Genomic DNA, 25440 nt, shown 5'->3' on the forward strand with positions numbered 1-25440 from the left:
ATCAGCACGGAGTGGGTCACGACATGAAGCATGCCACTCTCGGCTCTCGTGGGAAGCGTTGTTCCACCTTTCGAGACTAGGTTGGGAGCGTGGTGACCGACTCTTACCCCCGGAATCTCGGTTTCTCGAAGACCTACAACTTCCGCGACGTCGGTGGTTACGCCGGGCTCGACGGCCGCACCGTGCGCTGGCGGCGGCTCTTCCGGTCGGACGCGTTGCACCGCATCGGCGACGAGGACGCGTCGGCCTTCGCCGCCCTGGGCGTCCGCACCGTGATCGACCTGCGGCGGCCGCACGAGGTCGAGCGGTACGGCCGGGTGGCCGAACGGTACGGCCTCGACTACCGCAATCTCGTGCTCCAGCACGTCGACTGGGAAGAGGTAGCCCACCCCGACGACGTCGTGCACGAGCGCTGGCTGGCCGACCGCTACCTGAACTTCGCCGAGGACGGGCGCGAGGCGCTGCTCGCCTCCCTGCGGATCATCGCCGACCCGGAGCGGGCACCGGTGATCGTGCATTGCATGGCGGGCAAGGACCGGACGGGCACGGTGTGCGCGCTGGCCTTGTCTCTGTTGGGGGTGTCCGACGAGGACATCGCGGCGGATTACGCCTTGACGACGTCATCGATGAAGCGCCTTACGGACTATTTGTTGGAGAACCATCCGTCGGCGGTTCTGGGCAATGAGCACATGTTCGATTCCCCGCCGGACGCCATGCTGATGTTTTTGTCCGATTTGCGGGCTCTGCATGGGTCGGTTGAGAATTATGTTCGGGAGATCGGTCTGCTCGGGTCCGAGATCTCCGCTATGCGGGGGCATCTGCTTTCCTGACGGATTCTTGCGCTGGGACGGTTGGGGGCCGGGAGTGACCATGCTGGGCGGTAAAGCATCTATGCCCTGCATGGCCACTCCCGGCCCCCAACCTTGCATGGCAGCACCTGACGGCCGGGACTTTGGTCGCTCGCTGGCGAGGCTGGGCGACTCCCTCGCTCTAACTGGGGACTGGCTGCCGCGCTTGTGGTGACTCCGGGCGATCTGCTCACGCCGGCCGCGCTGGGTGGTGGGCTAAGCGAACATTCCGCGCCCCTTACGGCCGTAGACGGGGAAACCCGGCGGTGGCTGGGGAAGCGGGCGGGCATCAGCTTTTAAAAGCTTGCGCGTTTATGTCGTTGAACAGTTGCTGGGTCGGGGGCGACGACGGGTTCGAAGTTGACTTTGCTGGTCACGTGGCGGGCAAGCCCGTTAGTGGGTCACCCAGCCTTACCCAACCCGTTCGCGTCTACGGTCGTCAGGGGCGCTGAATGTTCGCTTAGCCCACCACTCGGCGTGGCCGGCGCGAGCGATTCTCCCACCGCGGCCACAAGTGCGGCAGCAGTGCCCACCCGGGGTGACGGAGACGCTGAGCCCTCACCAACGGGTGACCGAGTCCTGGGGGCCGGGAGTGGCCATGCAGGGCATAGATGCTTTACCGCCCAGCATGGTCACTCCCGGCCCACAAGCGTCCTAGCGCAAGAAACAGACGGCCTAGAGAACCCGATGAACCCAGCCGAACGGATCGGCGGCGCGGCCGCGCTGAATGTCGACCAGCTCCTTGCGGATGCCCATGGTGACCGACCCGGACCCGCCGTCGGCGACGGTGAACTCGCCCTCGGGGGACTTGATCGTGCCGATCGGGGTGATCACGGCGGCTGTGCCGCAGGCGAAGGCCTCGCGGATTCGGCCCGACGCTGCGCCCTCGCGCCACTCGTCGATGCTTACCGGGCGCTCGGTGACCTGGCGGCCGGCCCGCTCGGCCAGTTTGATCACCGAGTCGCGGGTGATGCCGGGGAGGATCGTGCCGGTCAGGGGTGGGGTTACCAGGTTGCCGTCGTCCTGGACGAAGAAGACGTTCATGCCGCCCAGCTCGTCGACGTATTTGCGCTCGACGGCGTCGAGGTAGACGACCTGGTCACAGCCGTTTTCGATGGCCTCGGCCTGGGCGGAGAGGCCGGCCGCGTAGTTGCCGCCGCACTTGGCCGCGCCGGTGCCGCCGGGGGCCGCCCGGGTGAAGTCGGGGGTCACCCACACCGAGACCGGCTTGACGCCGCCGGAGAAGTAGGCGCCGACCGGCGAGGCGATCACCAGGTAGAGGTATTCGAGGGCGGGCCGCACGCCGAGGAAGACCTCGCTCGCGTACGCGAACGGGCGCAGGTAGAGGCTGCCCTCGTCGCTCTGCGGGATCCAGTCCTGGTCGATCCGGATGATCTCGCGCAGGGACTGGAGGAAGGCGGCCTGGGACAGCTGCGGCATCGCCATCCGCTGCGCGGACTGGGCGAACCGGGCGGCGTTGGCGTCGGGGCGGAACATCGCCACGCCGCCGTCGGCCATCTTGTACGCCTTCAGGCCCTCGAAGATCTCCTGGGCATAGTGCAGCACCGCGGAAGCGGGGTCGATCGAGATCGGCGCCCGAGCCTCGACGCGACCGTCATACCAGCCCTTGCCGTCGGCGTAGCGCACCGTGACCATGTGGTCGGTGAAGACGCGGCCGAAACCGGGGTTGACCAGTAGCGCGTCGCGCTCGGCGGCGGTTACCGGCGCCGGGTTCGGACGGATCTCGAAATCGAGGTTGTCACCACCGCTCATGGTTCGGAGACCTGCTTTCTAGGCGTAAGAAAAGATGCACCTGAAGATACCCCGAACGCCCGTTAAGACAACGATCAGAGCGCGGCGGCCACGCGATCGCCGACCTCGTCGGTGCGCAGCGACGCACCGGCGGTGCGGGACGCGACCTCGGCGGCGACCGCCTCGGACACCCGGCGGGCCTCGTCGTCGTGGCCCAGGTGCTCGAGCAGCAGCGAGGCGGAGAGGATCGCGGCGGCCGGGTCGGCGATGCCCTGGCCGGCGATGTCCGGTGCGGAGCCGTGCACCGGCTCGAACGTCGACGGGTACTTGCGCTCCGGGTTGACGGAGCCGCTGGCCGCCATGCCGATGCCGCCGGTCACGGCCGCGGCGATGTCGGTGATGATGTCACCGAAGAGGTTGTCGGTAACCACGACGTCGAACCGCTGCGGGTTGCTGACCATGAACATGCTGGCCGCGTCGACGTGCTGGTATTCCGTGGTGACCTCGGGGAACTCGGCGGCGACGGCGGCGAACGTGCGCGCCCAGAGGCTGCCGGCCTTGGTCAGGACGTTGGTCTTGTGCACCAGGGTGAGATGGCGGCGTTCGCGGCGCTGGGCGCGGGCGAACGCGTCGCGGATGACCCGCTCGACGCCGTACCGGGTGTTCAGACTTTCCTCGGTGGCGATCTCGGCGGGGGTGTCCTTGTGCAGGACGCCGCCGGCGCCGACGTAGAGGCCCTCGGTGCCCTCGCGGACCACGACCATGTCGATCTCGCCGGGCTTGATGCCGGCCAGCGGGCTGGTGGTGCCGGGCCAGAGCTTGGAGGGGCGCAGGTTTACGTACTGGTCGAAGTCGAACCGCAGTTTCAGCAGCAGGCCGCGCTCGAGGACGCCGGGCGGGACGCTGGGGTCGCCGATCGCGCCGAGCAGGATGGCGTCGTGGCGGGCCAGCTCCTCCTCGATGGCCTGGGGCAGGACCTCGCCGGTGCGGTTGTAGAAGCGGGCGCCGAGGTCGTAGTCGTTGAACTCGGTGTCGGGGAGCACGGCCTCGATGACCTTGCGGGCCTGCGCGGTCACCTCGGTTCCGATGCCGTCGCCGGCCACCACCGCGATCCGCGCCACGCTCACGTCTGCTCCCTAATGTCGCACTCCAGAACGGGCCCAGGCTAGCGCCGTGGTCCCGCCCTACGGTAACGCCGTCCCAAGGTATGAAAGGCCCGGACACGAACAGCCCCCGGATCGCGGCAAACGATCACGGGGGCTGTTGCGACGATGACGCGTGGCTCGGTCCCGCCGGATTCCTGCCGCGCGGCTCGCGATGGCGGACACGTCACCCGAAGACAGGCCCACCCGCGTGCTGCACGGCACGGACAACGCTAGCGATGCGGACTAATGACGCGCAAGACGCATCCCCCGCGTGTCGGCGGCGTAGTTCCGGCGTGTCGCCCGTCGTGATGGCACCATGCGCCGGTGAGTTTCGACCTAGTGGTGTGGGCGATGGACAAGTCGGACCCGCCGGACGCCGTGCGCGCCGCCAACGCGCGTTGTGCGCGCGGCGAGCATCCGCAACGCCCGGCCGACCCCCGTGTCGTCGCCTTCTACGACGCCCTGACCAGCGATTATCCCGACCGTGGCCCGCGCGCTTCGACGCCCGGTTCGCCGTGGGCGCACGCGCCGCTGCACGCCGCGGCCGACCACATCGAGATGCGGTTGCAGGAGGACTGCCCGGACGTGGTGCTGGAGACGATCGAGCGGCTGGCCGGCGAGCTCAACCTCGACCTTCTCGACCTGCAGGACGGCACGGTCTACCCGCCGCCGGCCCGCTCATTCGCTTCGTAGGTCCACCAGGCTGCCCCGGGCCGAGCCGATCGCCGCGGCCACGGCCGAGAGCAGCTCGGCGTCGATCGAGGAGTCCAGCTTGAGGGTCATCAGCGCCTCGCCGCCGGCCTCCCGCCGGGCCACCTGCATGGCCGCGATGTTGACCCCCGACTCGCCCAGCTCGGTGCCGATCGCGCCGATCACGCCGGGCCGGTCGCTGTAGCGGAAGAACAGCAGCACCCCGTCGGCGATCAGGTCCAGGTCGAAGTCGTCGACGTGGGTCAGCTTGCTGATCTCCCGGGTGCTGGTCACGGTCAGGGTGCCGGAGACGCTCACCCGGCGCCCGTCGGGCAGCGCACCGCGTACGGTAACCAGATTTTGATGTTCGCAGGGCTCTTCGCTGACCGTGAGCTCGACGTCGACACCGCGGTCGGCGGCGAGTTGCGGGGCGTTCACATATGTCACCCGCTCGTCCACCACCGAGGCGAACAGCCCTTTGGTGGCCGCGAGTTTCAGGACGCCCACGTCGTGGGTGACGATCTCGCCGCGTACCTCCACCGTCACGCTGGCGGCGACGCCGCCGGCCACGGCGGTGAACACCCGGCCGAGTTTCTCGGCGAGCGACAGCATCGGGCGGACGTCCTCGTCCACCACCCCGCCGGCCTGCACGTTCACCGCGTCCGGCACAAATTCACCCTGGAGCGCGAGTTTCACGCTGCGCGCCACCGACAGGCCGGCCTTGTCCTGCGCCTCGGCGGTCGAGGCGCCCAGGTGCGGGGTGACCACCACGTTGTCGAAGGCGAACAGCGGCGATTCGGTGGTCGGCTCGGTGACGAACACGTCCAGACCGGCTCCGGCCACCCGGCCCTCGGCCAGCGCGACCGCGAGGGCCTGCTCGTCGATCAGGCCGCCGCGGGCCGCGTTGACGATCCGGACGCCCGGCTTGACCATGCCGAGCTCCTTCTCGCCGATCAGGCCGAACGTCTCCGGCGTGCGGGGCAGGTGCACCGAGATGAAGTCGCTCTCGCGCAGCAGTTCCTCGAGCCCGACCAGGCGTACGCCGAGCTGGGCAGCCCGGGCCGGCTGGATGTACGGGTCGTAGGCGATCAGCCGGGTGCCGAAGGACGCCATCCGCTGCGCGAACAGCACCCCGATCCGGCCCAGCCCGACCACGCCGACGGTTTTGCCCTGCACCTCGACCCCGGTGTAGCGGGCCCGCTTCCACTCGCCGCTCTTGAGCGACCGGCTGGCGCTCGCGGTGTTGCGGGCGACCGCGAGCAGCAGGGCGATGGCCTGCTCGGCGGCCGAGACGATGTTGCTGGTCGGCGCGTTGACCACCATCACGCCGCGGGCGGTGGCGGACACCACGTCGACGTTGTCGAGTCCGACGCCGGCCCGGGCGACCACCTTCAGCGAGTGACCGGCCGCGTACACCTCGGCGTCGACCGTGGTGGCGCTGCGCACGATCAGAGCGTCGGCCTCGGCGACGGCGGCGAGCAGGGCGGGGCGATCGGTGCCGTCGACATGCCGGACGTCGAAGTCGTAGGCAAGGACGTCGATGGCGGATGGGGCGAGTTCCTCAGCGATCAGAACGACGGGAGTCAAAGCGCCTCCATCCGTTGGCGCGACGCGTGCCGCGCTACGTATGGTGCCGCCGACTCCCGCCGTCGCGTCACGTTTTTGTGACCGGCGTCACATTCTCGTAATCAAGCCGCCCGGCGCGGAATGGCGGCCCGGTCGATCGGCGGCGCCGGCTTCAAACCGGTGGAGGCCAGGCCGTCCGGCTGCCGGAAGCTGAGCGCCTCGGCGTCCAGCGCGTCGTAGAGCAGATCCAGGTCGAGCGTGCCGACCGGCGGATAGGTCCGCTCGCGCGGCGGCTCCTGGCCGGGGCCGAGCGCGCCCTGCTCGATCATGAACTCGAGAATGGCCTGCTTGACCGCGGGCAGCGTGACCGGCGAGTGATAGAGAACGTTGAGGGCCTGCATCCGCATGCCCTGCACGTGCTCCTCGCCCTTGTTGTCATGGAAGTGCGGGTTTCGGGTCTCGATCTGCAGCACCGGCACCGAATTGGCCATGACGTCGGCATTCGTGCTCTCCAGCACGCCGCCGAACTGCTCGAACAGGTCCATGTACTCGTACGGTTCGACCGCGAAACCGCCGGCAAGGCGCAGTTTGAGGCCGAGGTCGAGGGTCATCGCGTGCTCGCCCGCATTGCCGGTGGCGATCACCTCGGTGCCGAAGCCGGAGTATTCCGCGAGGAACCGGTTCAGCCACTCGTTGGTGATCTGCGAACTGCGGCCCTTACGGCTGAAGAACAGCCGGTTGTCCCGCAGCTTCGGCTTCGAGTGCCAGGAGATGCGGACCATCGAGTACGGCGACTCGGCCAGGTAGAGGCCCGCCGCGTAGACCTTGCAGTACTCGTGGACCGAACCGGGCACGTAGTTGTCGGCATCCACGTATCCGATATATCGCCGCCCGGTCGTCGCGGCCAGTGCCATGCCGATCAGCATGGCCTCGCCCTTACCCGCCCGGACCAGGCCGTCGTCGTCGATCAGCTCGGGCATGCCGGCCGCCTTGAACGCTCCGGCCACCCCCGGATCGCGCTGATGCACGGTGATCGCCGAGCGCCCGGCCAGCCGGCAGAACTGCTCGACGGTCTGCGCCTCGCTCTCGTACCGGTCGACCGGAGCGCGGTCGCTGTTCGAGACGAGAACTATCAGGCAGTCGTGCGGAATGCCGGAGAGCACTCCCTCGATGACGCTTCGTGTCTCATTCATGCAGGGCACGACGATTACCATTTGCGATTCGACGGCGCGCAACGCATCCGCCGGCACGATACGACTGCCGGCAGCGGCCGACAGACCCGAGTCCAGCTCAATGACACGCTGCAGCTCGTGGATCCGAACCGCGCCGAAACGCTCACTCCGGAAAGAATCAGCCAGTCGCATGCGGGGAATGTACCCGCCGGGCACCACTCCTAAGTGCCTGAACAGCGCACAATTCTATTTCGGCGCCCGGAAGGTAAGCAGGACGTAACGTGGACGTTTCGAATATGCGTCGGCGCCCGCTTTCCCTGCGGAAAACGGGCGCCGAAGAGGAACGTCAGGCGGTCTCGGTGATCGGCCGGTCTACCCAGCTCATCATGTCCCGCAGCTTCTTGCCGGTGACCTCGATCGGGTGGTTGGCGCCCTGCTCGCGGTACTTGGCCAGCAGCGGGCCGCCGTTGTCGTCGTCCTCGATCAGCTGGCGGGTGAACTCGCCCGACTGGATGTCGGCGAGGATCCGCTTCATCTCGGCCTTGGTCTCCGCGTTGATCACCCGCGGGCCGCTGACGTAGTCGCCGAACTCGGCGGTGTCCGAGACGCTGTACCGCATCCGCGAGATGCCGCCCTCGTACATCAGGTCGACGATCAGCTTGAGCTCGTGCAGGCACTCGAAGTACGCGATCTCCGGGGCGTAACCGGCCTCGGTGAGCACCTCGAAGCCGGTCTGCACCAGCGCCGCGGTGCCGCCGCAGAGCACGGCCTGCTCGCCGAAGAGGTCGGTCTCGGTCTCCTCCTTGAAGGTGGTCTTGATGACACCCGCGCGGGCACCACCGATCGCCTTCGCGTAGGAGAGCGCGAGCGCGAGGCCCTCGCCGGTCGGGTCCTGCTCGACGGCCACCAGACACGGGACGCCCTTGCCGTCCACGTACTGGCGGCGGACCAGGTGGCCGGGGCCCTTCGGGGCCACCATCGCCACGGTCACGTCGGCCGGCGGCTTGATGAGCTCGAACCGGATGTTCAGGCCGTGGCCGAAGAAGAGCGCCTTGCCGGCGGTCAGGTTCGGGGCGATCGACTCGGTGTAGATCTTGCGCTGCGCGGTGTCCGGCGCCAGCAGCATGATCACGTCGGCCCAGGCCGACGCCTCGGCCGGCGTCTTGACCTCGAGGCCCTGCTCCTCGGCCTTGGCCCGGCTCTTCGAGCCCTCCTTCAGGCCGACGACCACCTGGACGCCGGAGTCACGCAGCGACAGCGAGTGGGCGTGGCCCTGGCTGCCGTAGCCGATCACGGCGACCTTCTTGCCCTGGATGATCGACAGGTCGGCGTCGTCGTCGTAAAACACTTCCGCGGTCATTTCTTACCCTCTGTGATTTAAGCGGCGCGGAGCGCCGGGCCGGTCGTGATGGAGCGCGAGCCGCGGCCGATGGCCACGAGGCCCGACTGCACCATCTCCTTGATGCCGTACGGCTCGAGATCGCGCAGCAACGCATCCAGTTTGTCGGGGTTACCAGTTGCCTCGATGGTGAGGGTGTCCGGGGCGACGTCGATCACCTTCGCCCGGAACAGCTCGACCGTCTCGAGGACCTGGCTTCGCTGCGCGCGATCGGCGCGCACCTTGACCAGCAGGAGCTCGCGCTGGACCGACTGCTGCGGGTCCAGCTCGACGATCTTCAGCACGTTCACCAGCTTGTTGAGCTGCTTGGTCACCTGCTCCAGGGGTGAGGAGTCGGCGTTGACCACGATCGTGATGCGGGAGACGTCCGGGTTCTCCGTCTCGCCCACCGCCAGGGAGTCGATGTTGAAGCTGCGCCGGGAGAAGAGGCCGCTGACCCGGGCGAGCACCCCAGGCTTGTTCTCGACCAGCACCGACAGCGTGTGCTTGTTCATTACAGGTCGTCCTCTTCGAAGGTCGGGCGCACGTCCCGGGCGAACATGATTTCGTCATTGCTCGTGCCGGCCGCGACCATGGGCCACACCATGGCGTCCTTGCCGACGGTGAAGTCGATGACCACGGGGGCGTCGTTGATTTCCATGGCCTGCTTGATGATCTTGTCAACATCGTCCTTGGACTCACACCGCAGCCCGATGCAGCCGAGCGCCTCGGCCAGCTTCACGAAGTCGGGGATGCGGTGCTTGTGCGTGCCCAGTTCGGTGTTGGAGTAGCGGCCGTCGTAGAACAGCGTCTGCCACTGCCGGACCATGCCCAGGTTGCCATTGTTGATCACGGCGATCTTGACCGGGATGCCCTCCAGGGCACAGGTGGCCAGCTCCTGGTTGGTCATCTGGAAGCAGCCGTCACCGTCGATCGCCCAGACCGCCGTGTCCGGCCGGCCCACCTTGGCGCCCATCGCGGCCGGAACCGCGTAGCCCATGGTGCCGGCGCCGCCCGAGTTGAGCCAGGTGCCCGGCTTCTCGTACTTGATGAACTGCGACGCCCACATCTGGTGCTGCCCGACTCCGGCCACGTAGATCGCGTCCGGGCCGACCAGCTCGCCGATCCGCTCGATCACGTATTGCGGGGCCAGGGTGCCGTCGGTCGGCTCGTCGTAGCCCAGCGGGTAACGCTCGCGCAGCTCGTTGAGGGTGGCCCACCACGACTCGTACTGTGCGGTGCCGCCGGCCGAGGCGGACACCGCGGCGATCAGCTCGTCGATGACGTGCCGGGCGTCGCCCACGATCGGGACGTCGGCGTGCCGGTTCTTGCCGATCTCGGCCGGGTCGATGTCGGCGTGCACCACCTTGGCGTCCGGCGCGAACGAGTCCAGCTTGCCGGTGACCCGGTCGTCGAAGCGGGCGCCCAGGGTGATCAGCAGGTCGGACTTCTGCAGCGCGTACACCGCCGGGACGGTGCCGTGCATGCCCGGCATGCCCAGGTGCTGAGGGTGCGAGTCGGGGAACGAGCCGAGCGCCATCAGCGTGGTGATGACCGGGATGCCGGTCAGCTCGGCCAGCTTGCGCAGCCCGTCGGTGGCACCGGCCTTGAGCACGCCGCCACCCACGTACAGCACCGGGCGCCGGGCCGCGGCGATCAGCCGGGCCGCCTCGCGGATCTGCTTGCCGTGCGGGTGCAGGGTGGGCCGGTAGCCGGGCAGGTCGAGGGTCGGCGGCCAGGTGAACGTGGTCGGTGCCTGCAGCACGTCCTTGGGGATGTCGACCAGGACCGGGCCGGGCCGGCCGGTGGCGGCCAGGTGGAACGCCTCGGCCAGGATCCGCGGCAGCTCCTCGGGCGTCTGCACCAGGAAGTTGTGCTTGGTGATCGGCAGCGTGATGCCCTGGATGTCGGCTTCCTGGAAGGCGTCCGTGCCGATCGACGGGCGGGCGACCTGGCCGGTGATCGCGACCATCGGCACCGAGTCCATGTAGGCGTCGGCGATCGGGGTGACCAGGTTGGTCGCGCCCGGGCCGCTGGTCGCGATGCAGACGCCGACCTTGCCGGTGGCCTGCGCGTAACCGGTGGCGGCGTGCCCGGCGCCCTGCTCGTGGCGCACCAGGATGTGCCGGACCTTCGAGTCGAAGAGCGGGTCGTACGCCGGCAGGATCGCCCCACCCGGGATGCCGAAGAGGACCTCGACCCCGAGCGCCTCGAGCGACCGAACTAGAGAGCCGGCTCCGGAGGTGGGCACCGGGGAGGCTACGGCCGGGGCCGGGCTGGCGGCCGCGACAGTGGCCGGATTGGCTCGGTGGGCGAGAGTCTCGGGAGTGGGTCTCGTCATGGCTATCGAACCTTCTCGGGATGGTCGTCCAGTCGTACTTTGAGCAACAAAAAAGGCCCTCGTGCTGTAAGCACGGGACCTAGCGCACCCTCACCGCAGTTAGCTCGGCAGGAGTGCGCTCAACTAAGTACTCGGGACGCGAAGCACATGGACCTAACCTTGCCCCATCTCACTCGGCGAGTCAACTGATCCCACATTTTGATCACTCGCCATTGCCCCGAACGCGGGATCCGTCGGCAAAACGGCCCTGAGCTGCTTCATTCCAGGCCCGAGCGACACCACCTGGCTGCGCGCGGCGGCGCCTTTCGGCGGCTCGTTGCGCGGTTGCGGCACCGGCCGGGTGCCGGTGCGCAGTCCGTCCAGCTGTGCCTCGAGGTGCTCGGCCGGCACGCCCCAGCCGAACAGCGACCCCTGCCCGAGCCGGCAGCCGGCCTCCACCACCGCGGCCCGCTGAGCCGGGGTGCCGATCCCCTCGGCCAGAACTTCGAGCCCGAGCCGGTGTCCGAGCCGGACCACCACGTCGACCAGTGGCGCGGCCTCGCCGGTGCGCGACTCGGGCTCGGCCACCAGCGCGTGGTCGATCTTGAGAATGTCCACCGGAAGAGTGCGCAGCTGGCCGAGCGACGAGTAGCCGGCGCCGAAGTCGTCGAGGGCGATCCGCACCCCGGTCGCGCGCAGCTCGGTCAGCCGGCCGATCAGCTCCTCCATGTCGGTGGCGACGGCGTGCTCGGTGACCTCCAGCACCAGGCGCTGGGCGGGCACGCCGTGCTCGGCCAGCACGTCGGCGACCTGACCGGCGTAGTCGGCCGCGTGCAGCTCCTTGGGCGACAGGTTGACCGACACCCAGACGTCGTGCCCCTTGGCGAGCCAGTCGGCGAGCTGCTTGCAGGCGTTGTCGAGCACCCACGAACCGATCCGGTTGATCAGCCCGGAGTCCTCGGCCACCGGGATGAACTCGTCCGGCCGCACCGCGCCGAGCGTGGGGTGGTGCCAGCGCAGCAGCGCCTCGGCGCCGACCGGCCGCATCGACGGCAGCGCCACCACCGGCTGGAAGACCAGGCGCAGCTGCTCGCGGTCGATCGCGTGCCGCAGCTCGCTCTCCAGCGTGCCCCGGCGGCGCAGCAGCTCGTCGTAGCGGACCTGGTAGCGCTCGACGCGGTTCTTACCGCGCTGCTTGGCATAGCGCAGGGCGAGATCGGCGTCGCGGATCAGCTCGCCGGCCTCGGACAGGCCCTCGGCCACCCCGAGGCTGGCGGACAGGAAGACCGAGATGCCGTCGACCTCGTAGGGCTCCCCCAGCACGGCCAGCAGCCGGTGCGCGGTGAGCGTCGCCTCGTCGGCCGTGCCGTGCATGAGGATCGCGAACTCGTCGCCGCCGAGCCGGGCCGCCACGTCACCGGCCAGCAGGTTGCGGCGCAGCCGCTCACCCACCTCGACCAGCACCGCGTCGCCCACGTCGTGCCCGCGCATGTCGTTGACCGTCTTGAAGCCGTCGAGGTCGATGCCGACCAGCACCAGCGGCTGCTCGGGGCCGTGGCACTCCTTGAGCGCCCGCTGCAGGCCGCGCCGGTTGGCCAGGCCGGTGAGCGGATCGGTGTGCGCCAGCTCGCGGAAGTGCGCCTCGCTCTGCCGCAGCTTGAGGGTGTAGCGCCGGACGTCGCCGAGCGCGAGGTACTGCCGGGCGACCAGCGCGAAGCCCTCCACGCTTCCGCCCAGGAAGGCGTAGAAGCCGAACTTGCCGCCCTGGAAGAGGTGCCAGCCGAGGGCGGCCACCATGGCCATCATCGGGACCACCGCGTACGCCGTGCCGCGCTCGCTGACGTCGCCGACCACCTCGACCGGCCGGTCGGCCACCTTCACCGCCCGGGCGATCACGAACAGGCCGCCGGGCAGCAGCAGCGCGCCGCACAGCACGTCGACGTCGCGGTCCTGGCAGATGCCGCCGCCCAGGGCCACCGCCGCGGCGGCCACCAGGGTCACGCCGCCGGCCACCCGCACGGTGGTGAGGCGGGGCCGGTGCGCGTGCAGGGCCAGCACGATGGTCAGGCCCAGCGAGATGACCGCGAGCCCGGCCGGGACCAGGATCGACGGGCAGGCCATCGGGGTGGCGTCGCCGAGCAGGCGGGTGGGCTCGGTGAGCAGCACCCACCCGACGAACCAGAAGGCCGCCGCGATCACCACACCGTCGATCAGGTGGCGCAGGGCCGCGCCCGGGCTCTCCGCCGCGCCGGGCAGCACGGCCGTGCCGATGAGTAGAAGAAGCGTGCCGATCGCGGTGCCGAGCGCCACCGCCGAGCCGAGGCTGACCCGGGGCACCGGAGCGTCGGTGATCAGGGCGCTGAGCACCCCCGCGAGGGCCGCCGCGGTGGCCAGGGCCCCGCCGAGGGCCAATATGAGGTGTGCCCGGCGGGCTGCTCCGGTGTGCCGGCGGCCGGAATTGCCCAGCAGGGCAACGGCCGGGACGGCGATCAGGAGACCGGCCAGCCCGGCCAGCTCCACGCCGGACGGTGATTGCACGGGAACACTGTGCCCGATCTCGCTCCGAATAGGGAGCCCCGAAATCCCGCGCAGTGGACGCGACTGGCATTTGACGGAGACGGCGGTGGCACACTGAGGGGATGCCTGACCTGCGTTCCCGGACCTCGACCCACGGTCGCACCATGGCCGGCGCGCGTGCCCTGTGGCGCGCCACCGGGATGACCGACGACGACTTCGGCAAGCCCATCGTGGCGATTGCCAACAGCTACACCCAGTTCGTACCCGGGCACGTGCACCTCAAAGACATGGGTGGCATCGTCGCCGACGCCATCGCCGAGGCGGGCGGCGTCGGGCGCGAGTTCAACACCATCGCCGTCGACGACGGCATCGCGATGGGCCACGGCGGCATGCTCTATTCGCTGCCCAGCCGTGAGCTGATCGCCGACGCGGTGGAGTACATGGTGAACGCGCACTGCGCCGACGCCCTGGTCTGCATCTCGAACTGCGACAAGATCACTCCCGGCATGCTGATCGCCGCCCTGCGGCTCAACATCCCGACGGTGTTCGTCTCCGGCGGCCCGATGGAGGCCGGCAAGACGGTCGCGATCGAGGGCATCGTGCACGAGAAACTCGACCTGATCGACGCCATGAGCGCGTCGGCCAACGAGAACGTGACCGACGAGCAGCTCGGCACCATCGAGCGGTCGGCCTGCCCCACCTGCGGTTCCTGCTCCGGCATGTTCACCGCCAACTCGATGAACTGCCTCACCGAGGCGATCGGCCTGGCGCTGCCCGGCAACGGCTCGACGCTGGCCACGCACGCCTCCCGCCGGGCGCTCTTCGAGCGGGCCGGCGAGCTGATCGTCGACATCGCGAAGCAGTACTACGAGAACGACGACGAGAGCGTGCTCCCGCGCAACATCGCCAACCGCAGCGCCTTCGAGAACGCGGTGGCCCTCGACGTGGCGATGGGCGGCTCGACCAACACGGTGCTGCACCTGCTGGCCGCGGCCCGGGAGGCCGAGCTCGACTTCAGCGTGGCGGACATCGACGCGATCTCCCGCCGGGTGCCGTGTTTGTCCAAGGTTGCCCCGAACAGCGTGAAGTACCACATGGAGGACGTGCACCGGGCCGGCGGCATCCCGGCCCTGCTCGGTGAGCTCTACCGCGGCGGCTCCCTCAAGACCGACGTGCGCAGCGTCCACTCGCCCGACCTGCCGAGCTGGCTCGACAAATGGGACATCCGCAGCGGAAACCCCAGCCCGGAAGCGCTCGAGCTGTTCCACGCGGCCCCCGGCGGCGTCCGCACCACCCAGCCGTTCAGCACGGAGAACCGCTGGGCGACGCTCGACACCGACAGTGAGAACGGCTGCATCCGCGCGGTCGACCACGCCTACACGGTCGACGGCGGCCTGGCCATCCTCTTCGGCAACCTCGCCCCCGACGGCTGCGTCGTCAAGACCGCCGGCGTCGACGAGAGCCTGTGGAAGTTCAGCGGCCCGGCCCGCGTCTTCGAGTCGCAGGACGCCGCGGTCGACGGCATCCTCGGCAAGCAGGTGGTCGAGGGCGACGTCGTGGTGATCCGCTACGAGGGCCCGCGCGGCGGCCCCGGCATGCAGGAGATGCTCTACCCCACGAGCTTCCTGAAGGGCCGCGGCCTCGGCAAGGCGTGCGCGCTGATCACCGACGGCCGCTTCTCCGGCGGCACGAGCGGCCTGTCCATCGGCCACGTCTCCCCCGAGGCGGCGTCCGGCGGCCTGATCTCCCTGGTGGAGACCGGCGACGAGATCACCATCGACATCCCGGGCCGGAGCATCTCGCTGCACGTCGACGACGAGACCCTGGCCCAGCGCCGGCACGAGCAGGAGCGTCGCCCGAAGCCGTACACCCCGGTCGACCGCACCCGCCCGGTCTCGGCGGCGCTGCGCGCCTACGCCTCGATGGCCACCAGCGCCAGCGACGGCGCCTACCGCCGCGTGCCCGAATAAAAACCATATAAATACGGGCATCGCCTCCCACAACCGCAAGACACCCGAACCCGAGCCAGGCACCAGCAAGGTGCCTGGCTCGGGCCGTCGGCAGCTTCCGGCCCGGCCCCGGTGGTCACCCCTCAGGGCGCCGCTACCTGCGGGAGGCGGGCCATCGTCGCGCGCATCAGGTCGCGCAGGGATGCTTCGGGCGGGCCGTTCAGCCACTGCTCGAAAGCGACCCGCAGCACCACGGCGCCGGCCTCGGCAGCCAGGCTCGCGTCACCGGCCGGAACGCCTCGCTTGCGCAGTTCGTCGGCCATGGCGGCGGCCAGCGTGGCCATCTTGATCAGCTCGCGCTCCATGAGTTCGGCGTTCGCGCTGATCACCGCACCTCGCGTGCGGGAGTGCGCGTGATCGCGGCCCAGGAGCACGGCCGAGGCGTCCAGCGCGGCCGCGACCGCCGCCATCGGGCCGGCCGCGGGCGGCACCGCGTCGAGGGCTTCGAGCATGCCGTCGCGCAGCCGCTCGGAGCCGGCGAAGAGCACCTCACGCTTGTCGGCGTAGTGCCGGAAGAACGTGCGGGCGGTCACCCCGGCCTCGCTCGCAATGTCGGCCACCGTCGTCTGCTCGTAGCCGCGCTCCGCATAGAGCCGTAGCGCCGCCTCCTGGAGACGACCCGCCGCGCCTTCCTGCCACCTTGCCACCACATGATTCTAGTCATGTCACCGGATGACATCACTCGTGCTAGCGTATTCGATGTCATCAAGTGACATCACTGGAGGTTGCAATGCGCATCTTCGTCACCGGCGCATCCGGCTGGATCGGCTCCGCCACCACCGCCGAGCTGCTCAAAGCCGGCCACCAGGTGGTCGGACTGGCCCGCTCGGACGAGTCCGCCGCCAAGCTCGAAGCCGCGGGCGCCGAGGTCCGCCGCGGCGATCTGGACGACCTCGACGGCCTGCGCGCCGCCGCCACCGAGGCGGACGGCGTGATCCATCTCGGCTACAAGCACGACTTCTCCCCGGCCGGCATCGCCGAGGGAGCCCGCGCCGACACCGCCGCGATCACCACGCTGGGCGACGCCCTCGAGGGCACCGGCAAGCCGCTCGTGATCGCATCGGGCGTGGTCGGCCTCGCCACCGGCCGGTTCGCCACCGAACAGGACCAGCCCAACCCGGCCGCACACCCGCGGAGTGCCAACGCGGCGGCCACGCTCGCCTACGCCGACCGCGGCGTGCGCTCGGCGGTCGTCCGGTTCGCGCCCACCGTGCACGGCCGTGGCGACTACGGTTTCATGGCCTTCCTCGTCGACATCGCCCGCCGCAACGGCGTCAGCGGTTACCCCGGCGACGGCAGCAACCGCTGGCCGGCCGTCCACGTGTCGGACGCCGCTGCCCTGGTCCGGCTCGTCGTCGAGCAGGCCCCGGCCGGCACGTCCTGGCACGCCGTCGCCGACGAGGGGGTGCCGACCCGGGAGATCGCCGAGGCGATCGGCCGGGCGCTCGATCTGCCGGTCAGGTCGGTGCCGGCCGAGCACTTCGAGTGGCTGGCCATGTTCATCGCCATGGACGCTCCGGTCACCAGCGAATACACCCAGCGCACGCTGGGCTGGAAGCCGACCGGGCCGAGCCTTCTGCAGGACCTCGACGCCGGGGCGTACACCGGCTGAGGCCCGGCCGGGCAACCTCCCGGCACGATGCATCGTTGCGGAGTAGTGAGCGTTGATGAATCACCGCAGCTCGGTCATCGCCAGATCCTCGAGGTGCTCGCCGGCCTGATGCTCGGCATGTTCCTCGCGGCCCTCGACCAGACCATCGTGGCGTCGGCCATCCGCACCATCGGCGACGACCTGCACGGGCTGTCGATGCAGGCGTGGGTGACCACGGCGTACCTCATCACCGCGACCATCTCCACCCCGCTGTACGGCAAGCTCTCCGACATCTACGGCCGTAAGCGCTTCTTCCTGGCCGCCATCACCATCTTCGTGATCGGCTCGGCGGCCTGCTCGTTCGCCACTTCGATGTACACGCTGGCCGGCTGCCGGGCCCTGCAGGGGCTCGGCGCCGGCGGCCTCTTCTCGCTGGCACTGGCGATCATCGCGGACGTCGTGCCGGCCCGGGACCGCCCCCGCTACCAGGGCTACTTCCTCGGCGTCTTCGGCATGTCCAGCGTGCTCGGCCCGGTCGTCGGCGGTTTCTTCGCCGGCGCCGACGAGATCCTCGGCATCGCCGGCTGGCGCTGGGTCTTCCTGGTCAACGTGCCGATCGGCATCGTCGCCCTGCTGGTCGTCGCGCGCGTGCTGCGGCTGCCGCACAAGCGCCGCGACCACCGGATCGACTGGTGGGGCGCGGTCACCATCTGCGTCTGCCTGGTGCCCCTGCTCACGGTGGCCGAACAGGGTCGTGCCTGGGGCTGGAACGACCTGCGCTCGGTCGCCTGCTTCGCCGTCGGCGGGGTCGGCCTGCTGGCGTTCCTGCTGGTCGAGGCCCAGATGAAGGAGGAGGCGCTGATCCCGCTGCGGTTCTTCACCAACCGCACCTTCGCGCTCACCTCGGCCGGCGGCTTCGTGATCGGCATGGGCATGTTCGGCGGGCTCGCCCTGCTGCCGCTCTACCTGCAGATCACCCGTGGCGCGACACCCACCGAGTCGGGCCTGCAGCTGCTGCCGCTGACCGCCGGCATCATGCTCGGCTCGCTCGTCTCCGGCCGGCTGATCAGCCGCACCGGCCGGTACAAGCCGTACCCCGTTCTCGGCGCGCTCCTGATGGTCGCCGGCCTGCTGCTGCTGGCGACGCTCGGCGTGGACACCCCGTACTGGCGTACCGGTCTCTTCATGGGGGTTTTCGGTCTGGGTCTGGGTTTCGTCCTGCAGCCGATCACCCTGGCCGTGCAGAACGCGATGGCCCCGTCGGAGATCGGCGTGGCCACCGCGTCGGCGACGTTCTTCCGCCAGATGGGCGCGACCGCGGGCACCGCGGTGTTCCTCTCCATCCTGTTCGGCACGGTCGGCGATCGGATCGCGGAAGCCTTCGCCACCGACACCGCCCGCCGCGCGCTGGCCGATCCGGCGCTGGCCGCGCTGCCCGCCAACAGGCCACTGCTGGCCATGCTGCAGGGCAGTGGCACGGCCACCCTGGACGACACGTCGTTCCTGGCCAGGGCGTCGCCGGCGCTGACCCGCCCGTTCCAGTCCGGCTTCTCCACCGCGATGGACCACATCTTCCTGCTGGCCGCCGCGATCCTGGTCGTGGCGTTCGTCCTGTTCCTGTTTCTGCCCCAGGTCGCGCTGCCCGCCAAGTCCACCCCGGCCACCCGCTCCGCACCCGGCCCGGCGCCCGTCACCACGGCCGCACCCGCGGCCGGCCCCGAGCCGGCGTCTGGCAGCACGGCAGTCTCCGGTGCCGCAACCGCGTCCGGCGCCGCGCCCGCATCCACCGCCACGTCTCCCGTCGCGGCTGCCGCCGCGACTTCGTCCGCTGCCATGCCGGAGGCCGCCACGCCTGCGGCTGCCGGCTCGTCCTCCTCGGAGCCGACCGTTATGCCGACTCACGCCGAACACCGCTCTGCCTCCGCCGTCGTCGTCGGCGGGCGGATCGACAGTGCCGAAGGCAGCGTCCTGGGCGGCGCCACGGTGACGGTCGCCGACTTCGAGGGCGGGCACGTGGCCCACGCCACCACCGGCGCGGACGGGGAGTTCCGGCTGTCGCTGCCGCGCGGTGGCACGTTCATGCTGATCTGCGCGGCGGAGGACCATCAGCCGGCCGCGGTCCTGATCAACGCCGGCTCCGGGGAGATCCGCCGGGTGCTGTCGCTGGCCGCCGCGAGCCACGTCGACGGCCGCATCACCGACCGCCGGGACCGCCCGGTGGTCGGCGCCACGGTCACCCTGACCGACCTGTCCGGCGCCGTGGTGGCCACCGCGACCACCGACACCGAGGGTCGCTACCGCCTGTCCGGCCTGGACGAGACGGACTACATGCTCACCGCCACCGCCGAGCACGCCCGTCCGGCCACCCGGATCATCTTCCCCGGCCGGTCCCGCCACGCCGACCTGGTCCTGACGATCGGCGGCACGCTCACCGGCATCGTGCGGGCCGCCTCCTCGGGCCGTGCGATCCCCGAGGCCTCGGTGGTGGCGGTCAACGAGTTGGGCGAGGTCTCCGCTTCCACGACGACCGACGGTGAGGGTCGCTACGAGCTGCACGACCTCCCGCCGGGCGTCTACACGATCGCCGCGAGCGGCCACGCCCCGGTGGCGACCAGGGTGGAGATGACCGGCGACCACACCGACCACGACATCCTGCTCGGCACCCCACGCGCGTACGCGGACGCGGCAGCTACGGGTGGAGTCAGAGGTCGGTGATGTCGTTGACGCAGCGCAGGACCGGGCGGGTGGTGAGGGCCTTCTCGTCGAGTGGCTGGTCGGTGGTGACGGTGAAGGTGACGGTGTCGCCGGGGAGCAGGGTTACTCCGGATCTGTCGGTCTCGGCCGACGGGTTCAGGCGGTCGGGGTAGAGGGTCAGTGCGCGCAGGATCGACCGTGCCGTCACGGTGACCTTTGTGGACTCGTCGTCCTGGGCCACCGACGTCTCGTAGGCCGGGGGCGGCCAGGTGATGTCCTTGTCCTCGGTGAAGAAGAACCACGCTCGGTCGTCGTCGGACTCGGCGAGCACCAGCTCCGTCGCGGGGTCGTTCGGCGTCGTGAGGTCGGCGGGGAGTGGGATGGTCACCGCGCTGCCCGGGGCGACCGTGGCGTTGAGGAAGGACGCGGCCAGGACGTCGCCGGAAAGGCTGCGGCGGGTCACGGTGGCGGCGACGGTCCACGGCTCGGCGCCGTCGTTGACCGCTACCAGGGCGGGGGCTCCCTCGGGGGTGAAGACCTCGCCGGTCGGGACCGGGTCGGGGCCGCCGGGGACGGGGGCCGCCGCGGTGCGGGGCTGCAGCGTCAGCAGGTGGTCGGCGTATGCGTCGCGCATGGCGTACCACAGGGGTTTCTTGCGCGCGTCGCCGTCGACCGCGGCCCAGGATGTCACCGGCCAGCAGTCGTTGAGCTGCCACATGATGCTACCCATGCACAGTGGACGCAGCGAGCGGAAGTGCTCGATGCCGAAGGCGACCGCCCGGGCCTGGTTGAGCTGGGTCAGGTAGTGCCAGTCGTCGAAGTCGCGCGGGGCGGGCAGGTGGTTGGCCAGGCCGCGTTCGAGTTTCTGGTCGCCGCCGATGGCCTTCTGGTGGTGGGCCATGCCGGGTGAGTCGGGGGCCAGGGGCTGGTCGGACAGGGCGCGGCGAAGCGTCGCGTACGCCGGTGGGGCCTGGAAACCGAACTCGGCGACGAAGCGCGGGCGGTAGGCGGCGTACTTCGTGTAGTCGTCGGTGTTCCACACGTCCCAGATGTGGGTGGTGCCGGCCGCCGGATCGTTGGGGTGGCGGTTCGGAACGCCGGAGTACGGGCTGCCGGGCCAGTAGGGGCGGGACGGGTCGAGCTCGGCGACGATGCGCGGGAGCAGTTTGAAGTAGTAGCCGGCGCCCCACGTGCGGCCGGCCAGCGGGGCTTTCCAGTCCCAGTCCTCGTGGCCCCAGATGTTCTCGTTGTTGCCGGTCCACAGGACGAGGCTGGGGTGCGAGCTGAGCCGGATCACGTTCTCCCGGGCCTCGGCCTCGACCTCGGCGGAAAGGGGCTCCTCCTCGGGGTACGCGGCGCAGGCGAACAGGAAGTCCTGGCCGACCAGGAAGCCCATCTCGTCGGCCAGCTCGTAGAAGTCCTCGGACTCGTAGCGGCCGCCGCCCCACACCCGGAGGAAGTTGACGTTGGCGTCGGCCGCCTGGACGAAGCGGTCCCGGAGCCGCGCGCGGGTGATCCGGTCGGCGAACACGTCGTCGGGGATCCAGTTGACCCCGCGCACGAAGATCGGTACGTCGTTGACGTGCAGGGTGAACGCGTCGCCGGCGGTGTCGACGCGCACCTTGCGAAAACCGACACGGCGGTGCCACGAGTCGAGCGTTTCGCCGCCGGCTTGAAGAGCGACATCGAGGTCGTAGAGAGGCTGCTCGCCGAAGCCGCGCGGCCACCACAGCGACGGCTCGTCGACGGTGAGGATGAGCAGCGCCTCGATGCCGTCGACGGTGGCCTGGGCGCGGCAGCCGGCGGCCTCGAAACGGGTTTGCATCGGTTTTCCGCCGCGGGTGAGCGCAGCGGTGATGGTCACCGGTTCCTCGGCCGCCCGCTCGAGTCGCACCCGCACCTCGACCCGGCCGGTTCCGTCCGGCGCCACCGTCACCTGCGGCCGCACCTCGGCGAGCCGGGCCACCGACCAGGGGTGCAGGCCGATCGGCTGCCAGATGCCGGACGTGACCAGGGTGGGACCCCAGTCCCAGCCGAAGTTGCAGGCCTGCTTGCGGATGAAGTTGAACGGCTCGGGGTACGCGTTCGGCCGGTCGCCCAGCTTTGCGCGCACTTCCTCGGCGTACGCGTAGGGGCTGTTGAATTTGATCTTCAGGGAGTTGGTGCCCGCCCGCACGAAGGGCCGGACGTCGAAGCGGTAGCCCCGGTGCATGTTGGCCGTCCGGCCGACCGGCTCGCCGTTCAGGAAGATCTCGGCGACCGTATCGAGGCCGGCGCAGACCAGGTCGAGCCGGGGTGCGCCGAGGTCGGCGGTGAAGGTCGTCGAGTAGGACCAGTCGGTGCGCCCGATCCAGGCCAGCTTCGTCTCGTTCTCGTCGAGGTACGGGTCGTCGATCCGGCCGGCGGCGAGCAGCGCGGTGTGCACGCATCCGGGCACGGTCGCCGGCAGATCGGTCACCTCACCGCCGGAGATCGTCCAGCCTTCGTGCAGGGGTTTCACTGTGCTCCCTATAACGGAAAAATCAGGACTTAACTGCGCCTTCCATGATCCCTCGAACGATCTGCCTACCACCGACGAGCAGCAGAACGATCAAGGGAACGGTAGCCACAAAGGCGCCGGCCAGCACCCGGCGGTAGATCACATAGTTGCCGCTGGCCAGGTCGCTGAGCGCGACCATCGAGGTGGGGAACTCGGTGCCGTTCAGCGTGATCAGCGGCCACTGGAAGTCGTTCCAGGCCATCACGAAGGTCAGCAGGCCGAGCACCGCGAGGGCCGGCCGGATCGCCGGCAGCACGATGCTCCAGTAGACCCGCATGGTCATCGCGCCGTCGATCCGGGCCGACTCGACCAGCTCGTCCGGCACCGCGTGCGCGATGAACTGCCGCATGTAGAAGACGCCGAACGCGCTGACCAGCCCGGGCGCGATGACCGCGAGCAGGGTGCCGTTCCAGCCGAGCTTGCCCATCAGGATGTAGAGGGCCACCACGCCGAGCTGGTTGGGCACGGTCAGGGTCAGGATCACCACGAACATCAGCGCGTTGCGGGCCGGGAAGCGCAGCTTCGCGAAGGCGAACCCGGCCAGCGAGCAGAAGAACAGCGTCGACGCGGTGATCACCGAGGACACGATGAAGCTGTTGATCAGCGAGGCGGTGAAGTAGACCTCGTTCATCGTGAAGACTTCGCGCAGGTTGTTCATCAGCTCGCCGCCGGGGATCACCGACGGCGGGATCTGCGTGACGGCCGCGTCGGTGCTCGTCGCGATGACGAGCATCCAATACACCGGAAAAGCCGAGAAGAGCAAAATCAGGACGAGACCGAGGTACGTCTTCCAACTGCCGCGAGTGTCCTGCGGCGCCCGGTTCACGAAGGTCGTCACCGGTCCCCTCCGATGCGCTTGGTGAGCGTGGCGTTGATGGCGGCGACGATCAGGATGAGCAGGAAGAGCGCCCAGGAGATCGCGGCCGCGTACCCGAGGTTGAGGTCCTTCCAGCCGACCTTGTAGATCATCACGGCGATGGTCTGGAACTGGTGGGCGGAACCGCCGCTGGCCGACTGCGGGTTCTCGTCGAACATCATCGGCTCGTTGAACAGCTGCAGCCCGCCGATCGTCGACAGGATCACGGTGAACACCACGACCGGCTGGATCATCGGCACGGTGATCCGCCACAGCTGACGCCAGGGTCCGGCGCCGTCGACGGCCGCCGCCTCGTACACGTCCTTGGGAATCGCCTGCATCGCCGAGAGGTAGAGCAATGCGTTGTAGCCGATCCACTTCCAGTTGACCATCGTGGCGATGGCGATCCAGCTGCTCCACTTGTCGGCCCGCCAGTCGAGCGGCTGCTCCTGGCCATAGCCGACGAGCGACAGGAACCAGTTCGCCATGCCGCTGTCGCGGGCGAAGAACACCGCGAAGACCAGCGTCGAGGCGACCACCGGGGTCAGGTAGGGCAGCAGGATGCCGATCCGCCAGAAGGTCTGCCCGCTCAGCTTACGGTTGAGCAGATTGGCCAGGATCAGCGCGAGGAGCAGCTGCGGCACCGTCGACAGGATGAAGATGCCGATCGTGTTGTACAGCGCGTTCCAGAAGTCGGAATCGGAAAGCAGCTTGCTGAAGTTGTCAAAGCCGGCCCAGCCGTCCTTGTCCGGGTCGTCCAGCCGCCAGGTCCGCAGCGAGACGATGGCGTTGAAGATGATCGGGAAGAGCCCGAAGATCGTGAAGATGATGAAGAACGGGGCGATGAAGATGTACGGCGTTGCCTTGGTGTCGAACCGGTAGAGCCAGAGCTTGGCCCGGTTCGGCTTGGGCGGCGGCGCCGCGTGCTGCGGCGACGGCCGGAGCTGGGTGAGGGACACGGCCACTCCTAGTGGGAAGGGCGGGGCGGCAGAAGCCGCCCCGCCGCTATCAGAGGTTCAGACTCAGGAGGTGGACGCCTTCTCGGCCTGCTTGACCGCCTCGGCCCAGGCGTTGGCCGACTTCAGCTTGCCCTGCTGGACCTGGGTGATCACGTTCTCCACGGCAACGCGGGTCGGGCCGTTCTTCTTGCCCAGGTACTGCGGCTTCAGCTGCTCCGCGGTGGCCGCGAAGATCTGGCCGGTGGGCGCGTTGCTCATGAACTCCTTCTTGTAGTCCAGCACCGCCGCGTCCTTGTAGAGGGCCGGCTGCGAGGGCAGGTTGCCGACCGTCTTGAAGACCTCGATCTGCTGCTCCGGCGCGACGAGCCACTTCACGAAGTCGGCCGCGGCGTCGACGTTCTTGCCCTGGGACGGGATGGTCCACCACGAGCCACCCCAGTTACCGCCGCCGCCGGGGATCGCGGCGATGTCCCACTTGCCCTTCTGCTCGGGCGCGGTGTCCTGGATGTGGCCGAGCATCCAGGCCGGGCAGGCGAGGACGGCGAACTGGTCCTTCTTGAAGCCCTGGTCCCAGTTGGGCTGGAAGCTGGCGAGGTTGGCCGAGATGCCGGCGTCGACGGCCTTCATGCTGACGTCGAACGCGACCTTGGGGCCGCCCTCCATCTGCAGCTTCTCGCTCTCGTCGTAGAAGCCGACCGCCTGCTGGGAGAGCACCGGGTTGAACATGTTGGTGCCCGAGTCGATGAACTTCTTGCCGGTCTTCGCGGTGTACTGCTTGCCGACGTTGATGAAGTCGTCCCAGTTGGTCCAGAGCTTGCTGACCGCCTCGCGGTCGGTGGGCAGGCCGGCCTTCTGGAACAGGTCGGATCGGTAGCACATGGCCAGGCCGCCGACGTCGGTGCCGAGGCCGATCTGCTTGCCGTCGCTGGACAGCGACTGCTTCCACTTCCAGGGCAGGTACTTCGCCTCGTAGTCGGCGCCGCCCTTGTCCATGAAGTTCACGAACTTGTCGGCCTGGCTGCGGAACTGGACGATGAAGCCCTCGTCGATGGCCGAGATGTCCGGGGCGCCGGAGCCGGCCACCAGCTTCTTCTGCAGGTCCTCGTGCTGGGCGTTGTACTCGCCCGAGTTCAGCACGATCTTGACGTTCGGATGGGCCGCCTCGTACTGGGTCTTGAGTTTGTCGAGGCCCATGTCGCCCCAGAAGGCGATCTTGAGGGTCACCGCGCCCTCGGCCGCCTTGTCGTTGTTGCCCTCGAGGCTCTGCCCGCTGCATCCGGAAAGGAGCAGCGCTGCCGCGGCCGCTGCCGCCAGCCCACTCTTGCCAAGGTGTTTCATTGCGCCTCCACAGAGGAGAGAATTTACTGAACCGGGTAAGTTGTGGAGACGCTAAGCCTCACCTCG

Annotated in this window: 18 protein-coding genes; 5 read left to right on the forward strand and 13 right to left on the reverse strand. The window is 69.3% G+C overall.

Going from position 1 to position 25440, the window contains the following annotated elements; translation table 11 throughout:
- Nucleotides 1–89 precede the first annotated feature (89 nt).
- Nucleotides 90–830, forward strand: coding sequence for a tyrosine-protein phosphatase (locus Ato02nite_RS38060; RefSeq protein ID WP_213011543.1), 741 nt, complete (start codon nucleotides 90–92; stop codon nucleotides 828–830).
- 693 nt (nucleotides 831–1523) lie between these two features.
- Here the strand turns inward: Ato02nite_RS38060 and Ato02nite_RS38065 are convergent.
- Complete coding sequence (locus Ato02nite_RS38065; protein WP_213011544.1) at nucleotides 1524–2621, reverse strand: branched-chain amino acid aminotransferase; 1098 nt, start codon at nucleotides 2619–2621, stop codon at nucleotides 1524–1526.
- A gap of 74 nt (nucleotides 2622–2695) precedes the next feature.
- Nucleotides 2696–3721, reverse strand: coding sequence for a 3-isopropylmalate dehydrogenase (locus Ato02nite_RS38070; protein WP_213011567.1), 1026 nt, complete (start codon nucleotides 3719–3721; stop codon nucleotides 2696–2698).
- Between the two features lie 375 nt (nucleotides 3722–4096).
- Between Ato02nite_RS38070 and Ato02nite_RS38075 the strand changes: the two genes are divergently transcribed.
- Nucleotides 4097–4438 carry a hypothetical protein gene (locus tag Ato02nite_RS38075; protein ID WP_438873103.1) on the forward strand — a complete coding sequence of 114 codons (342 nt, stop codon included), beginning with the start codon at nucleotides 4097–4099 and terminating at the stop codon, nucleotides 4436–4438.
- Here Ato02nite_RS38075 and serA read toward each other — a convergent pair.
- From serA to Ato02nite_RS38105, 6 genes are all read right to left on the reverse strand, one after another.
- Complete coding sequence (gene serA / locus Ato02nite_RS38080; protein WP_213011546.1) at nucleotides 4424–6022, reverse strand: phosphoglycerate dehydrogenase; 1599 nt, start codon at nucleotides 6020–6022, stop codon at nucleotides 4424–4426. The genes Ato02nite_RS38075 and serA overlap by 15 nt on opposite strands.
- A gap of 101 nt (nucleotides 6023–6123) precedes the next feature.
- A complete protein-coding gene (mpgS, locus tag Ato02nite_RS38085) occupies nucleotides 6124–7365 on the reverse strand; it encodes a mannosyl-3-phosphoglycerate synthase (RefSeq protein WP_213011547.1) in 1242 nt (413 codons plus the stop codon).
- A gap of 154 nt (nucleotides 7366–7519) precedes the next feature.
- Nucleotides 7520–8533: a ketol-acid reductoisomerase gene (ilvC, locus tag Ato02nite_RS38090; RefSeq protein WP_213011548.1), complete on the reverse strand. Its 1014-nt coding sequence runs from the start codon at nucleotides 8531–8533 to the stop codon at nucleotides 7520–7522.
- Nucleotides 8534–8550: 17 nt separating this feature from the next.
- Nucleotides 8551–9066, reverse strand: a complete 516-nt coding sequence (ilvN, locus tag Ato02nite_RS38095) for an acetolactate synthase small subunit (protein ID WP_030436185.1) — start codon at nucleotides 9064–9066, stop codon at nucleotides 8551–8553.
- Nucleotides 9066–10892, reverse strand: coding sequence for an acetolactate synthase large subunit (locus tag Ato02nite_RS38100; RefSeq protein ID WP_213011549.1), 1827 nt, complete (start codon nucleotides 10890–10892; stop codon nucleotides 9066–9068). The genes ilvN and Ato02nite_RS38100 overlap by 1 nt, the downstream gene beginning before the upstream one ends.
- Nucleotides 10893–11045: 153 nt before the next feature.
- Nucleotides 11046–13409, reverse strand: coding sequence for a putative bifunctional diguanylate cyclase/phosphodiesterase (locus tag Ato02nite_RS38105; RefSeq protein ID WP_246607928.1), 2364 nt, complete (start codon nucleotides 13407–13409; stop codon nucleotides 11046–11048).
- 101 nt (nucleotides 13410–13510) lie between these two features.
- Between Ato02nite_RS38105 and ilvD the strand changes: the two genes are divergently transcribed.
- The gene (ilvD, locus tag Ato02nite_RS38110) at nucleotides 13511–15358 is read left to right on the forward strand and encodes a dihydroxy-acid dehydratase (protein ID WP_213011550.1); all 1848 of its coding nucleotides are present in this window, start codon (nucleotides 13511–13513) and stop codon (nucleotides 15356–15358) included.
- A gap of 122 nt (nucleotides 15359–15480) precedes the next feature.
- Here ilvD and Ato02nite_RS38115 read toward each other — a convergent pair whose 3' ends face one another.
- Complete coding sequence (locus Ato02nite_RS38115; protein WP_213011551.1) at nucleotides 15481–16044, reverse strand: TetR/AcrR family transcriptional regulator; 564 nt, start codon at nucleotides 16042–16044, stop codon at nucleotides 15481–15483.
- An 83-nt stretch (nucleotides 16045–16127) separates the two neighbouring features.
- Between Ato02nite_RS38115 and Ato02nite_RS38120 the strand changes: the two genes are divergently transcribed.
- Both Ato02nite_RS38120 and Ato02nite_RS38125 read left to right on the forward strand, forming a co-directional pair.
- Entirely contained in the window at nucleotides 16128–17009 is an 882-nt protein-coding gene (locus Ato02nite_RS38120) for an SDR family oxidoreductase (protein ID WP_213011552.1), read from the forward strand.
- 45 nt (nucleotides 17010–17054) lie between these two features.
- Nucleotides 17055–19703, forward strand: coding sequence for an MFS transporter (locus Ato02nite_RS38125; protein ID WP_246607929.1), 2649 nt, complete (start codon nucleotides 17055–17057; stop codon nucleotides 19701–19703).
- Here the strand turns inward: Ato02nite_RS38125 and Ato02nite_RS38130 are convergent.
- The 4 genes from Ato02nite_RS38130 to Ato02nite_RS38145 form a co-directional block, all read right to left on the reverse strand.
- A complete protein-coding gene (locus tag Ato02nite_RS38130) occupies nucleotides 19690–22182 on the reverse strand; it encodes a glycoside hydrolase family 2 protein (RefSeq protein WP_246607930.1) in 2493 nt (830 codons plus the stop codon). The genes Ato02nite_RS38125 and Ato02nite_RS38130 overlap by 14 nt on opposite strands.
- Before the next feature lie 22 nt (nucleotides 22183–22204).
- Nucleotides 22205–23059 carry a carbohydrate ABC transporter permease gene (locus Ato02nite_RS38135; protein WP_213011554.1) on the reverse strand — a complete coding sequence of 285 codons (855 nt, stop codon included), beginning with the start codon at nucleotides 23057–23059 and terminating at the stop codon, nucleotides 22205–22207.
- Complete coding sequence (locus Ato02nite_RS38140) at nucleotides 23056–24036, reverse strand: carbohydrate ABC transporter permease (RefSeq protein WP_213011555.1); 981 nt, start codon at nucleotides 24034–24036, stop codon at nucleotides 23056–23058. Before Ato02nite_RS38140 ends, Ato02nite_RS38135 begins: the two co-directional genes overlap by 4 nt.
- A 63-nt stretch (nucleotides 24037–24099) precedes the next feature.
- The gene (locus Ato02nite_RS38145; RefSeq protein WP_213011556.1) at nucleotides 24100–25374 is read right to left on the reverse strand and encodes an ABC transporter substrate-binding protein; all 1275 of its coding nucleotides are present in this window, start codon (nucleotides 25372–25374) and stop codon (nucleotides 24100–24102) included.
- Nucleotides 25375–25440 lie beyond the last annotated feature (66 nt).

The sequence above is a fragment of the Paractinoplanes toevensis genome, assembly GCF_018332695.1.
In the GTDB taxonomy this organism is placed as follows: Bacteria; Actinomycetota; Actinomycetes; order Mycobacteriales; family Micromonosporaceae; genus Actinoplanes; species Actinoplanes toevensis.

Excerpts from the sequence above, each read along its gene's own strand:
- Ato02nite_RS38065 (WP_213011544.1), bottom strand. The coding sequence starts at position 2,621 with ATGAGCGGTGGTGACAACCTCGATTTCGAGATCCGTCCGAACCCGGCG.
- mpgS (WP_213011547.1), bottom strand. The coding sequence starts at position 7,365 with ATGCGACTGGCTGATTCTTTCCGGAGTGAGCGTTTCGGCGCGGTTCGG.
- ilvN (WP_030436185.1), bottom strand. The coding sequence starts at position 9,066 with ATGAACAAGCACACGCTGTCGGTGCTGGTCGAGAACAAGCCTGGGGTG.
- Ato02nite_RS38075 (WP_438873103.1), top strand. The coding sequence starts at position 4,097 with ATGGACAAGTCGGACCCGCCGGACGCCGTGCGCGCCGCCAACGCGCGT.
- ilvD (WP_213011550.1), top strand. The coding sequence starts at position 13,511 with ATGCCTGACCTGCGTTCCCGGACCTCGACCCACGGTCGCACCATGGCC.
- ilvC (WP_213011548.1), bottom strand. The coding sequence starts at position 8,533 with ATGACCGCGGAAGTGTTTTACGACGACGACGCCGACCTGTCGATCATC.
- Ato02nite_RS38100 (WP_213011549.1), bottom strand. The coding sequence starts at position 10,892 with ATGACGAGACCCACTCCCGAGACTCTCGCCCACCGAGCCAATCCGGCC.
- Ato02nite_RS38120 (WP_213011552.1), top strand. The coding sequence starts at position 16,128 with ATGCGCATCTTCGTCACCGGCGCATCCGGCTGGATCGGCTCCGCCACC.
- Ato02nite_RS38145 (WP_213011556.1), bottom strand. The coding sequence starts at position 25,374 with ATGAAACACCTTGGCAAGAGTGGGCTGGCGGCAGCGGCCGCGGCAGCG.